14 protein-coding genes are annotated in these 12748 nt (G+C 37.2%); all 14 read right to left on the bottom strand.

Going from position 1 to position 12748, the window contains the following annotated elements; translation table 11 throughout:
- Window positions 1-52: 52 nt before the first annotated feature.
- Window positions 53-313, bottom strand: a complete 261-nt coding sequence (locus CKJ95_RS05850; RefSeq protein WP_099352466.1) for a YlmC/YmxH family sporulation protein — start codon at window positions 311-313, stop codon at window positions 53-55.
- Between the two features lie 64 nt (window positions 314-377).
- Window positions 378-1619 carry a M16 family metallopeptidase gene (locus CKJ95_RS05845; protein ID WP_099352465.1) on the bottom strand — a complete coding sequence of 414 codons (1242 nt, stop codon included), beginning with the start codon at window positions 1617-1619 and terminating at the stop codon, window positions 378-380.
- A 27-nt stretch (window positions 1620-1646) separates the two neighbouring features.
- Window positions 1647-2636 carry a polysaccharide deacetylase family protein gene (locus tag CKJ95_RS05840; RefSeq protein WP_099352464.1) on the bottom strand — a complete coding sequence of 330 codons (990 nt, stop codon included), beginning with the start codon at window positions 2634-2636 and terminating at the stop codon, window positions 1647-1649.
- A 155-nt stretch (window positions 2637-2791) separates the two neighbouring features.
- Window positions 2792-4909: a polyribonucleotide nucleotidyltransferase gene (gene pnp, locus CKJ95_RS05835; RefSeq protein ID WP_099352463.1), complete on the bottom strand. Its 2118-nt coding sequence runs from the start codon at window positions 4907-4909 to the stop codon at window positions 2792-2794.
- 187 nt (window positions 4910-5096) lie between these two features.
- The gene (gene rpsO / locus CKJ95_RS05830; RefSeq protein WP_010282323.1) at window positions 5097-5366 is read right to left on the bottom strand and encodes a 30S ribosomal protein S15; all 270 of its coding nucleotides are present in this window, start codon (window positions 5364-5366) and stop codon (window positions 5097-5099) included.
- A gap of 103 nt (window positions 5367-5469) precedes the next feature.
- Complete coding sequence (gene ribF / locus CKJ95_RS05825; RefSeq protein WP_099352462.1) at window positions 5470-6435, bottom strand: bifunctional riboflavin kinase/FAD synthetase; 966 nt, start codon at window positions 6433-6435, stop codon at window positions 5470-5472.
- Window positions 6436-6464: 29 nt separating this feature from the next.
- Entirely contained in the window at window positions 6465-7391 is a 927-nt protein-coding gene (gene truB, locus CKJ95_RS05820) for a tRNA pseudouridine(55) synthase TruB (RefSeq protein ID WP_099352461.1), read from the bottom strand.
- A gap of 101 nt (window positions 7392-7492) precedes the next feature.
- Window positions 7493-7858 carry a 30S ribosome-binding factor RbfA gene (gene rbfA, locus CKJ95_RS05815; RefSeq protein WP_077617859.1) on the bottom strand — a complete coding sequence of 122 codons (366 nt, stop codon included), beginning with the start codon at window positions 7856-7858 and terminating at the stop codon, window positions 7493-7495.
- 15 nt (window positions 7859-7873) lie between these two features.
- The gene (locus tag CKJ95_RS05810) at window positions 7874-8152 is read right to left on the bottom strand and encodes a DUF503 domain-containing protein (protein ID WP_099352460.1); all 279 of its coding nucleotides are present in this window, start codon (window positions 8150-8152) and stop codon (window positions 7874-7876) included.
- Window positions 8149-10347, bottom strand: a complete 2199-nt coding sequence (gene infB, locus CKJ95_RS05805; RefSeq protein ID WP_099352459.1) for a translation initiation factor IF-2 — start codon at window positions 10345-10347, stop codon at window positions 8149-8151. Before infB ends, CKJ95_RS05810 begins: the two co-directional genes overlap by 4 nt.
- A 19-nt stretch (window positions 10348-10366) precedes the next feature.
- Complete coding sequence (locus CKJ95_RS05800; protein WP_099352458.1) at window positions 10367-10669, bottom strand: YlxQ family RNA-binding protein; 303 nt, start codon at window positions 10667-10669, stop codon at window positions 10367-10369.
- Entirely contained in the window at window positions 10670-10948 is a 279-nt protein-coding gene (rnpM, locus tag CKJ95_RS05795) for an RNase P modulator RnpM (protein WP_099352457.1), read from the bottom strand.
- 11 nt (window positions 10949-10959) lie between these two features.
- Window positions 10960-12096, bottom strand: coding sequence for a transcription termination factor NusA (gene nusA / locus CKJ95_RS05790; RefSeq protein WP_099352456.1), 1137 nt, complete (start codon window positions 12094-12096; stop codon window positions 10960-10962).
- Window positions 12097-12131: 35 nt separating this feature from the next.
- On the bottom strand, window positions 12132-12605 hold the full coding sequence (rimP, locus tag CKJ95_RS05785) for a ribosome maturation factor RimP (RefSeq protein WP_099352455.1): 474 nt from the start codon (window positions 12603-12605) through the stop codon (window positions 12132-12134).
- Window positions 12606-12748 lie beyond the last annotated feature (143 nt).

Raw genomic sequence — 12748 nt, 5'->3', positions numbered from 1 at the left:
TGTTTTTATTTTTTTAGTCTTGATTTACTATCCGTGGGTTTATATTGTATTACTATTCAGCTTCCTCTGTTCCAAAATCATCTGGAATATCAATGATGATCATATCTGTACCAATTTTACGTATATGCTGCCATGATACGCGGACTTCATTTCCTTGTTTCTTTAAACCAAACCATTTTAAAGATGGAATGATGAGAGCCTTTATTTGCCCTGTTCTCTCATCAATTTCTAAATCAGTTTGGCCTAAAACACCTAGTCTTTCAGCACGTTTGACATCAACAATTTCTTTTCCACTTAATTCACTTAGCCTCAAAAAGACCACCCCTCACATGTCCTTTTTACAGTGTATGGAGTAGTCCACATTTTTAGAATCAAAATCAATTTGAAAGCTTGGTCGGTAAATCATCTGTGGGACTAATCAAAGCAAGTGAAAAATCGTCTGTAAAGACTCGTTCTGCCATTGCATTCACGCTATTTTCACTTACAGCATTAATTTCATCTAAAATTTCATCTAGGTTTTTATGTTGCTTTAATAATAATTCATTTTTCCCATTTCGGCTCATTCTACTGTTTGTACTTTCAAGTCCGAGCATAAGGCTACCCTTCATTTGCTCTTTGCTGTTCTTTAATTCCTTCTCGGTGATACCTTCTGCCTTAAGCTTTGCTAATGTATCCTGTATTGTTTCGAATAACAAATTAAGCTGTTTACTTCCTGTGCCCCCATAAATGGTGACCATCCCAGTATCCTTATAAGAGGAATGATAAGAGAATACAGAATACGCTAAACCTTTTTGCTCACGTACGTCTTGGAATAAACGGCTACTCATACTACCCCCAAGAATATTATTTAATACGATTAGGTCGTAAACATCTTTATCTCCAATTTGTAAGCCATTAAAGCCTAAGCAAAGATGGGCTTGTTCGGTTTCTTTCTTTCGAGTGATCTTATTAGTATGGAAAGAAGGTTTTTGCAACTCATATTTCGTTTGGTCTCCTGAATAATTACCAAAGTATGCCTCAACCTCAGAAATAAAATTTTCATCAATATTACCAGCTATAGACACGACCACATTTTCTGGAGTATACATAGCATTCATATATTGACGGAGTTTATCACCATTAAAAGTTTCCAATGTTTCTTCTGTTCCTAGAATTGGATAACCTAATGGATGATTTTCATAAGTAGCTTTACTTAATAAGTCATGGACGATATCATCTGGTGTATCTTCGTACATTTTAATTTCTTCTAGGACAACATTTTTTTCTTTTTTCAATTCATCTTCATCAAAGTTCGAATTGAAGAACATGTCCGATAGAACATCTAGTGCAAATTTTGCATGTTCATCTAATACCTTTGCGTAATAACAAGTGTATTCTTTAGAGGTGAATGCATTTACCTGTCCACCAATACTATCAAAAGACTCTGCAATTTCCCTAGCAGATCTTGTTTTCGTACCCTTGAAAAACATATGCTCTAGAAAATGTGAAATACCGTTATTCTCAGGGCTTTCATTTCGTGATCCTGTCCCGATCCAAACACCAATAGCAACTGATCGAACAGTTGGGATGTTTTCTAATACAATTCTTACACCATTTTGACAAGTATACTTTTTAATCAATGCTGGATTCCTCCTGTTCTTACACCACTACTTTTTCTTTAGTATGATACGTTCTTCGTTTAATAATGTAGAAACGTTGTCGATTGCAAGATCTTTTTGTTTAATAGATATAATTAATCTTTCTAGACTTTGAGCAGTTGGTGATGTTGGATGCATTAAAACCATAGCGCCAGGATGGACTTTGCCCATTACCCTTTGAACTAAAACATGGGGTTGTGGACGCTGCCAATCAATTGTATCCACACTCCACATAATTGTTTTCATACCGAGTTCGTCTGCGATTTTAACGACCTCATCACGGTAGCTTCCACTAGGTGGAGCAAAGAGCGTAGGCTTTTTCCCTGTAGCTGCCTCAATTACCTGATTTGTCTTCATTAATTGCTCTCTAACAAGATCTGAAGACAAGGTTTTCATATCGGGATGCGTATAGGAATGGTTGCCTACTTCATGTCCAGCATCCACAATCATTTTAGCTAAATCTGGATTTTCCTTTACCCATCTTCCTTCTAAGAAAAAAGTTGCATTTACATTATGCTTTTTTAACGTAGCAAGCATATCAGGAATATATTCATTCCCCCATGCAACATTTATTATAAAAGACACAAGCGGTTTGTTTGGATTCCCTCGATAAATCGCGGACGAAGGTAAATCTTCAAGGTGAACTTTAGGTGATAGCTGCTTATACACCAGCTTATTTTCATCAAATTCGCCTTCTTTTTTCATCTTTTCATATGAAGCTTTAATATCTACCTCTAGTCCATTGAGGCCAGGAGTTGCTTTCCAAACAGGGTCAATCTTCGCATCTTCTGCAGGAATACTATATTCAATTGCCCTTTTTTCAATTTCATTTAAAAGTTGGTCACCTTTACTACTAACAGGGATTGCGTCAGCGCTTTCTTTTAATGAACTGTTTTTTAATCCCTGAACGTAGTCATTTGTGAACGGATTATGTAATGATCCAATTGAAACCAATAATATGCATATAAAAGCAATAAATTGTATATACCTTTTTTTCATAACAATCCCCCTCTTTACTAGAAAATATGTAAGGGAGGGACAAGGTAGAACACAAATTGAGAAAAGTGTAATAGCTACTGTTCAAACTTTAAAAACGATTTCACAACATAAATAAAAACCTAAAAAGCCCGGTTTACCAGGCTTTCGAAAGATTATTATTGTTGTTGCTTTTCTTTTTCCTTTTGTTCACGTAAAACGGCTTTTCTTGAAAGGTTTACACGGCCTTGCTTATCAATTTCGGTAACTTTTACAAGGAGTTCATCACCAATTGAGACAACATCCTCAACTTTTCCAACTCGTTCTTCAGCAAGTTCGGAAATGTGAACAAGTCCATCTTTTCCACTGAAGATTTCAACAAATGCGCCGAACTTTTCAATACGTTTTACTTTACCAAGATACATTTGGCCAACTTCTACTTCACGAACAATATCTTCGATGATTTTCTTGGCTTTCTGGTTCATTGCTTCATCTATTGAAGAAATAAAGACTGTACCGTCTTGTTCAATATCAATTTTTACGCCAGTTTCGTCAATGATCTTATTGATCTGTTTACCACTTGGCCCAATAACATCACGGATTTTATCTGGATTAATTTTTAATGTTAAGATCTTCGGTGCATATTTAGAAAGCTCAGATCTAGGGGTTGTTAGTGTTGCTAACATTGAATCAAGAATTTGCATACGGCCTTTTTTAGCTTGTTGCAATGCTTCCTCAAGGATTTCACGTGAAAGACCAGCTATTTTAATATCCATTTGTAAAGCAGTTACACCCTTTGATGTTCCCGCAACCTTAAAGTCCATATCTCCTAAGTGGTCTTCCATTCCTTGAATATCAGTTAATACTGTATAGTGCTCTCCTGATTTGATGAGCCCCATTGCGATCCCAGCTACAGGAGCTTTTATTGGAACACCTGCATCCATCATTGCTAATGTACTCGCACAAATACTCGCTTGGGAAGTAGAACCATTTGATTCTAATACTTCAGAAACCAGGCGGATGGTATATGGGAAATCCTTTTCAGAAGGTACAACAGGTTCCAATGCACGCTCACCCAAAGCACCATGTCCAATTTCACGACGTCCTGGGCCTCTCATTGGACCCGTTTCACCGACACTGAATTGAGGGAAATTATAGTGGTGCATAAAACGCTTTGTTTCCTCTATACCTAACCCATCAAGAATTTGCACATCTCCTAATGCACCAAGTGTACAAATACTTAATGCCTGGGTTTGTCCACGTGTGAATAGTCCAGAACCATGTGTACGGGTTAATAATCCTACTTCTGATGACAGTGGACGAATTTCGTCGATTTGTCTTCCGTCAGGACGAACCTTTTCAACGGTGATTAAGCGTCGAACTTCTTCTTTTACAAGTTTATTTAAAATTTCCTTCACTTGCTTAAGTGTCGACTCATCAACTTCTTGTTCTGTGTATTCTGCTAAAATTGCAGCTTTTACTTCATTAATTGCATCTTCTCTCGCATGCTTTTCAGCAACTTGTACTGCTTTATTAATATCCTCTTCCGCTTTCGCACGAATTTGTGCTTCTAATTCTGAATCAAGCTCGTAAAGGACAATCTCTCTTTTTTCTTTACCGATTTCTGCAACGATTTTTTCTTGGAAGGCAATTAATCGTTTAATTTCCTCATGTCCAAACATAATTGCTTCAAGCATTACTTCTTCAGGAACTTCATCGGCACCCGCTTCAACCATATTGATTGCATCCTTTGTACCGGCTACAACTAGATGGATATCGCTCATTTCCTGTTCTTTCACTGATGGGTTGATGATAAATTGATTGTCGACTCTACCAACAGTTACACCTGCTATTGGACCTTCAAATGGGATATCTGAAACAGATAGCGCCAATGATGAACCGAACATTGCTGCCATTTCTGAAGAGCAATCTTGGTCAACACTCATAACGATACTGATAACTTGAACTTCATTTCTGAATCCATCAGCAAATAAAGGTCGAATCGGTCGGTCTATTAATCGACTTGCTAGAATCGCCTTTTCACTTGGTCTACCCTCACGTTTGATAAATCCTCCAGGGATTTTTCCAACTGCATATAATCGTTCTTCGTAGTTTACAGTAAGCGGAAAGAAATCCAATGGTTTTGGCTCTTTCGATGCTGTTGCTGTACTTAAGACAGCAGTCTCTCCATAACGAACCAATACAGCCCCATTAGCTTGCTTTGCTAGTTGACCAATTTCAACGGTCAGCTGTCGGCCTGCCCAGTCCATGGAAAAAACTTGCTTTCCTTGTTCCATATAATAGTACCCCTCTCTAAATCACATTCAAATATATGTAATGATAGTATGAACTAATTTATTCGAACATATCAATACTCGTTAAATATGTAAAGTGAATTTTTGTTCAAATAGTAGAAATGGAGGAAAAAAATCCCTCATTTTTTAACCTAATAAAAAAGCGGGAATGCTCCCGCTTTTTCGTAGATTATCGACGTAGTCCAAGCTTGTTGATTAATTCACGGTAACGAGTTACGTCTTTATTACGAAGATATGTTAATAAATTACGACGTTTACCAACCATCTTTAATAGACCACGACGTGAATGATGATCCTTCTTGTGTGTACGTAAATGATCATTTAACTTATTGATTTGCTCAGTTAGGACAGCGATTTGAACCTCTGGTGAACCAGTGTCATTTTCATGAGTTTTGTACTCGCTGATAATTTCGTTCTTACGCTCTTGTGTGATAGCCATCCTATTCACCTCCTATAATAGTATCCCCAATTACCTAGCAGACGTTGGTGATTCGTACTGCCACGCAATGGTTCTTTTTCATACTTAACTAGAATACAACTTTTTACGATAAAAAGCAAGTATGTTCGTCTATTTTCTCAAAGTATTCCTTCGCCTGTTCCTTATCAAGTCCAATTTGTTTCACCAATTCGTCAATGGAAGAAAACTTTCTTTCTGAACGAATTCGTTTGTGCCATTCAACAATAACCTTTTCCTTATAGATATCTTCATTAAAATCGAATAGATGAACTTCAATTGATGGCAACTTTACATTGTCATGAAAAGTTGGTTTAACCCCTAGGTTACATACTCCATTATACCATTTTGAACCAACTTTTAAACGAACAGCATACACGCCCATTTTAGGAATAATATAATCTTCATTTGTTTTAACATTTGCAGTTGGAAAGCCGATGGTTCTACCACGTTTTTCACCATCAACCACAATCCCATTTACTGTGTAAAATCTACCTAATAAAGGTGGAAGTTTGTCAACCTCACCACTCTCTATAAATTCACGGATAAGCGTTGAACTTACTTTTTCATTATTGAAAGTTAATTTCTCTACAGTTGTTTGGGTAAATCGTCCATTAGCATGTTCCGGAAGAGTTTCCATTGTTCCTTTTCCAAACCGTCCGTACGTAAAATCAAATCCTGCAACAACATGTTTAACATTAAGACCGATAATGTATTGCTCAACAAATTGTTGTGGCGATAGACTCGCAAATTCAGATGTAAAATTAACTATATACAAATAGTCGATATCAAATTGAGCAAATAACTCTTCTTTATGATGCAAAGGAGTTATATATTCAACATGTGTAACATCTTTTTTTAGGACGATTGATGGATGAGGATCAAAAGACATAACAGAGCAAGAAATCCCTTGTTTCTCTGCTTCCTTTTTTGCAGTTTCAACAACTTTCTGGTGGCCTAAATGGACCCCATCAAAATATCCTAATGCCAATACTGTTGGCGGCAAATCTGTTTGATTAAAGGAATGTGGATGTGTGATATATATCGTCTTCACTTCTATTTCACCTTTTCTACACGAATAACCTATTTTAATTCTTGATTATTGACTAGTACTTTAATAGGTTTTATAAAGTTGGGTTTTTCTGGATGCCTTTGATATATTGCTAGGATATCACCGTTATGTAGGGTAGCAATAGGTTCTCCAACCTGGATTTGATTTAACTCCTGTGGAACCGGCAAGACAGACCCATTTTTTACTTTCTCTGCTACTTTATCATTAATTATTAATTTGGGCAAATGGGAAAGAGCATCTTCAATTGATAGGAGATGTTCCTGAATGCGTTCATTTTTCACCATGATTTCTAGTTCTTCAAGTGTCATACATTGTTGGAGTTTAAACTCACCAGAAGATGTCCTTATTAAATCAGACATATGAGATGGATACCCTAGCTTTTCACCAATTTGTACAGCGAGCGTTCGCACATACGTACCCTTGCTACAGGTGACACGGAAACGAAATGATACTGTATTATTGGATTGAACAATATCGCTAAGTAGCTCCAGCTTATGTATGGTAATTTTACGAGATGGTCTTTCAATTACCATTCCTTGTCTAGCATACTCATAAAGACGTTTTCCATTGACTTTGACAGCAGAATACATTGGAGGGGTTTGAATGATTTCACCAGTTAATGAATGAAGTACTTTCAATACTTCATCTTTGGTTATATCACGGTCTACTCTTTTTTCTTCTACCATTTCACCGGAGGCATCTTCTGTAGTAGTTGAGAACCCTATTTTCACTTCACCTTCATAGGTCTTGTTAGCTGCGGTTACATATTCTACGATTTTAGTCGCTTTTCCTAAACATATGGGTAGAACACCTGATACATCAGGGTCTAATGTTCCTGTATGCCCTACTTTTTTCATTTTCACTAACTTCCGAACCTTGAAGACACAATCATGGGAAGTCATCCCTTTTGGTTTATTAAGCAGTAAAATTCCATCCACTTAGAGCCACTCCCCTAAACTTTTAGATAGGTGTTTAAATACACTTTTCTTAAATAGATTGAAAAAAGGGATAGACTTTATAATAAAGCCTATCCTCTACTCTATTCTCGGTTAGATTCTTGATTTGAATCTTTATTTATTTCATGTAGGATCGTTTCAATTCGATTCCCATAATCAATTGATTCGTCAAATTCAAAAAGAATCTCAGGTGTTTTCCGTAAACGAATACGTTGACCGATTTCTGAACGGATAAAGCCTTTCGCTTTGGCAAGACCTTTTAATGTGTTTTGCCTTTGCTCTTCATCACCTAAAACCGAAATAAAAACTTTCGCTTGCTGAAGGTCTCCAGTAACTTGAACGTCGGTAACAGTTACAAATCCAATGCGGGGATCTTTTATCTTTCGTCCAATTATGTCACTCAATTCCTTTTTCATTTGTTCTCCAACACGATTTGGTCGTAAACTCATCTTTATATCACCTCGTTATAACCACTCAAAATCGGTTATTGTTCGATCTAATTCCGGGAACGAATCAATAAACTTTAGCGCATTGTTTAATTCTAGTTCAGAGTGCTTTCGACTTGAAGATACAGTAACAATGGCTAGTTTAGTGCGTTGCCATGTATCCTGATGGTCTACCTCCGCAACTGAAATATTAAACTTTTGTTTGAGTCGAGTAATGACACTTTGTAAAACGGCACGTTTTGCTTTCAAAGAATTCGCATCATAAATGACGCATTCACACTCTACATAGCCGATCAATGTCGATCAACTTCTTGCATCACGAATGCTTCAATGATATCTCCTTCTTTAATATCGTTGAATTTCGTAATTGTTATACCACACTCATAGTTTTGCGCAACTTCCTTCACATCATCCTTGAAACGTTTTAAAGTATCAATTTCTCCTTCAAAGATAACGACTCCATCACGAATTAGGCGAATTCCACTGTCACGAGTGATTTTACCATCTGTCACGTAAGAACCAGCAATTGTACCAATCTTCGATACCTTGAAGGTTGTACGCACTTCTGCTTGCCCAATTACTTTCTCTTCAAATTCAGGGTCAAGCATACCCTTCATTGCAGATTCGATTTCTTCAATTACTTTATAGATAATGCGGTGAAGACGGATATCGACCTCTTCAGCTTCTGCAGTTCGTTTTGCATTCACATCAGGTCGTACATTAAAGCCGATTACAATTGCATTTGAAGCTGATGCAAGTGTAATATCGGATTCATTAATCGCACCAACACCAGTATGGATAATCTTAACTTTAACACCTTCTACATCAATCTTTTGAAGAGAAGCTGCCAAAGCCTCAACTGAACCTTGAACGTCAGCTTTTACAATTAAGTTAATTTCCTTCATTTCACCTTGTTTAATATGCTCAAATAAATCTTCTAGACTTACTTTCACTTTGTCGCCACGTTGCTCAACTAATTGCTTTTGAGCTCTGGCTTCTCCAACTTGTCGTGCTTTCTTTTCATCTTCAAAAACAACGAATTGATCGCCGGCTTGTGGGACATCACTTAGTCCAGTGATTTCAACTGGAGTAGAAGGTCCTGCCTCCTTAACACGTCGGCCTAAATCATTAACCATTGCACGGACACGACCAAATGTGTTTCCAACAACGATTGGGTCACCTATGCGTAACGTTCCGTTTTGCACTAGTAGTGTGGCAACAGAACCTCTTCCTTTATCGAGCTTCGCTTCAATTACAGTACCTGTTGCTCTTCTCTTAGGGTTTGCCTTATATTCCTCAACTTCACCCACTAGAAGAATCATTTCAAGCAGGTTGTCAATTCCTTCTCCTGTTAACGCCGAAATCGGAACGAAGATTGTGTCTCCTCCCCAAGCTTCAGGTACTAAACCATGTTCAGTTAATTCCTGCATTACGCGGTCAGGATTTGCTGTTGGTTTATCCATTTTATTCACTGCAACGATAATTGGCACCTCAGCAGCCTTTGCATGGTTTATTGCTTCAACTGTTTGCGGCATTACACCATCATCTGCTGCGACTACTAAAACAGTAATATCGGTAACCTGAGCACCTCTTGCACGCATAGTGGTAAAAGCAGCGTGTCCTGGTGTGTCTAAGAAAGTTATTTTCTTTCCGTTTTCAACAACTTGATAGGCACCAATATGCTGTGTAATTCCACCAGCTTCTCCAGCTGTAACCTTTGTATTTCGAATAGAATCAAGGGTAGTTGTTTTACCATGGTCTACATGTCCCATGATTGTAACAATCGAAGGTCTTTCAATTAAGTCTTCTTCATTATCTTCCTCTACATACTGTTCGAATTCGGTAACGTCAAAGACGATTTCCTCTTCAACCTCAACACCATATTCTGATGCAATTAATTCGATTGAATCTTTATCAAGTTCCTGGTTAATTGTCGCCATAACACCTAACATGAATAACTTCTTAATAATCTCAGAAGGCTCTTTACCTAATTTTTTCGCTAATTCCCCAACGGTTAAGGAACCAATGAAAGTAATTTTTTCAGGTAACTTTTTTTCAGGCTTTGGTTGTACCGGTTGTTGTTGATGGTTTGGACGGTTATTACCTTTTTGTCTGTTGTTTTTATTTCTTCTGTTATTGTTGTTGTTATGATTTGACTGAAAACCCTTTTTCTGCCCTTGATTTTCAGGCTTTTTACCATCACGGTTTTTAGGAGTTGCAGGCTTATTCTTAACTTCTTTTTTGTCAACCACTTTAGTTGTAGCATTATTATTAACAGGTGGTTTTGAGTTATTATTCTTATTTTGCTCGCTTGTAGCCTTAGCAGTTTCTGTTTTTTTACCAAATGTTTGATCCAATTTTTTCAAAATATCTCCCTCAATTGTTGCCATATGATTTTTAACCTCTATGTCCATCTCTTTAAGCTTTGTAATAACTTCTTTACTTGAGATATTTTGTTGTTTTGCATATTCGTATACACGCATTCTACTCATATGTTCACCCCCAAATATGTTAATCGAGCAAGTGACTAATTTTTTTTGCAAACCCACTCTCCGTTATCGCGACAACTACTCGGGCATCCTTACCAATCGCATGTCCTAGTGTATACCGATCGCTTACAGTACGAAGTTGAACCTGATAATACGTGCTTTTATCCGTAATTTTTTTTGTAGTGTTTGCTGATGCATCTTCAGATAAGAGAACAAGTTTTGCATTTCCATTGCGAATTTCTTTCACGACGAGTTCTTCACCTGAAATGACCTTTCTTGCTCGATTGGCAAGACCTAATAATGAAAACCATTCTTTATTCTCCATCTATGAAGGCTTCTCCTTATCTACTAGTTGGAGTAATTCTTCATAGAGTGATTCATCAATCGTGGCTTTCAGCTGACCAGCAAGAATGTTCTTTTTCTTCGCTAGTAAGATACATTCTTTATCTTTACTTAGGTATGCACCGCGGCCAGACTTTTTTCCAGTAAGGTCAATGGAAACTTCACCCTCTTTGGAACGCACAATTCGTACAAGTTCCTTTTTCGGCTTCATTTCACCACTGGCAATACATTTACGTAATGGTATTTTTTTATTTCCTACCAATTTTCTTCACCTCACTCGATTTCTTCAGACTGCAAATCGAATGCTTCTTCCTCATGTTCATCTTCGTGATCGTCGTCAAATAATCCAAAGCCTTCTCTAGGGTAAATTCCCGCTTGCTCTGCATCTGTTTGACTCTTAATATCAATTTTCCAACCAGTTAATTTTGCTGCTAAACGAGCGTTTTGCCCACGCTTACCGATTGCTAATGATAATTGATAGTCAGGAACAACAACTGTTGTTGCTTTTTCTTCTTCATTCACATTAACATCAAGTACTTTAGATGGGCTTAGAGCGTTTGCTACAAAAACAACTGGATCATCAGACCATTTTACAATATCGATTTTTTCACCTTTTAGTTCATTTACAATAGATTGAACTCGTTGACCCTTAGGACCAACACAAGAACCTACCGGATCTACTTCTGGATTATCAGAGTGAACAGAAATCTTAGAACGATCTCCCGCTTCTCTGGCAACTGATTTAATTTCAACTGTTCCGTCATAGATTTCAGGAACCTCAATTTCGAAAAGGCGTTTTAATAATCCAGGATGTGTTCTAGAAACAAAGATTTGTGGACCTTTTGTCGTTCTTTCAACCTTTGTTATGTAGACTTTTATTCTGTCGTGAGGCTTATATTTTTCATTAGGCATTTGTTCATTTAATGGAAGCAATGCCTCAATTTTCCCTAATCCGACATAGATAAACTTGGAATCTAGACGCTGAACAATTCCTGTCATGATGTCTTCTTCACGGTCAATGAATTCTGAGTAAATAACTCCTCTTTCTGCTTCACGTACACGTTGAGTAACAACTTGTTTCGCAGTTTGAGCAGCAATTCTTCCGAAGTCTTTTGGTGTTACTTCAATTTCGACAACGTCCTCGACCTGGTAATTAGGGTTGATGGTTCTTGCCTCATCTACGGAAATTTCTAGTCTAGGGTCAAACACTTCATCTACTACATCTTTTCTAGCAAACACACGCATAGAACCGTTTGCTAAGTTCAAATCTACTCTTACATTCTGAGCCTGGTTAAAATTCCGCTTATATGCAGAAATAAGTGCTGCCTCAATTGCCTCAATAATAATATCTTTGCTAATGCCTTTTTCTTTCTCGAGCAATGTTAAGGCATCTAATAATTCACTACTCATTAGTTTCCTAATCCCCCTTTATTATCTCAAACCTATTAATGAAAAGTAACAGCAAGTCTTGCATTTGCAATTTTTTCATACGGAATTTCTACAGATTTTTTGCGTGTTTTGACCATTACATTGATTGTTACTAGCTTTCCATCAAATGAAGTAAGCTCTCCTTCAAAAATCTTTTCACCGTCGATTGGTTCGTATGTTTTCACATACACTTGTTTTCCAATTGCCTTTTCAAAGTCACTGTCCTTTTTCAACGGGCGTTCAGCACCAGGGCTAGAAACTTCTAGAAAATAGTTATACGGAATGGGATCTACTTCATCAAGCTTTTCGCTTAATTTTTCACTAACTATTCCACAATCTTCAATATCTACCCCTTTTTCGGAGTCGATAAAGACACGTAGAAACCAGTCTTTCCCTTCCTTTAGATACTCAACATCAACAAGTTCCATCTGTAAATCAGTTACAATAGGTATCACTAATTCTTCCACTATTTGTGTTACCTTTTTACTCATGTTTTTCCTCCTAAGCTGATAAGGAATTCCTTTGTTTTATTCATAGTATTTCCTAAGTAGTGTAAAAACACCCTGCTATAATAGCAGGGAGGCAGTTGGAAAATATAGTGAAGTTCCATCTAAATAAACGTTGTTACACAATT

Source organism: Fredinandcohnia onubensis (assembly GCF_002734285.1).
In the GTDB taxonomy this organism is placed as follows: Bacteria; Bacillota; Bacilli; order Bacillales; family Bacillaceae_L; genus Ferdinandcohnia; species Ferdinandcohnia onubensis_A.
Note: the sequence above shows the minus strand (reverse complement) of the source record. Positions and strands in the feature narration are given on the sequence as shown.

What these genes read in the sequence shown, in the direction of transcription:
- CKJ95_RS05840 (WP_099352464.1), bottom strand. Translation starts at nt 2,636, where the DNA reads ATGAAAAAAAGGTATATACAATTTATTGCTTTTATATGCATATTATTG.
- pnp (WP_099352463.1), bottom strand. Translation starts at nt 4,909, where the DNA reads ATGGAACAAGGAAAGCAAGTTTTTTCCATGGACTGGGCAGGCCGACAG.
- rpsO (WP_010282323.1), bottom strand. Translation starts at nt 5,366, where the DNA reads ATGGCTATCACACAAGAGCGTAAGAACGAAATTATCAGCGAGTACAAA.
- rbfA (WP_077617859.1), bottom strand. Translation starts at nt 7,858, where the DNA reads ATGAGTTTACGACCAAATCGTGTTGGAGAACAAATGAAAAAGGAATTG.
- infB (WP_099352459.1), bottom strand. Translation starts at nt 10,347, where the DNA reads ATGAGTAGAATGCGTGTATACGAATATGCAAAACAACAAAATATCTCA.
- CKJ95_RS05800 (WP_099352458.1), bottom strand. Translation starts at nt 10,669, where the DNA reads ATGGAGAATAAAGAATGGTTTTCATTATTAGGTCTTGCCAATCGAGCA.
- nusA (WP_099352456.1), bottom strand. Translation starts at nt 12,096, where the DNA reads ATGAGTAGTGAATTATTAGATGCCTTAACATTGCTCGAGAAAGAAAAA.
- rimP (WP_099352455.1), bottom strand. Translation starts at nt 12,605, where the DNA reads ATGAGTAAAAAGGTAACACAAATAGTGGAAGAATTAGTGATACCTATT.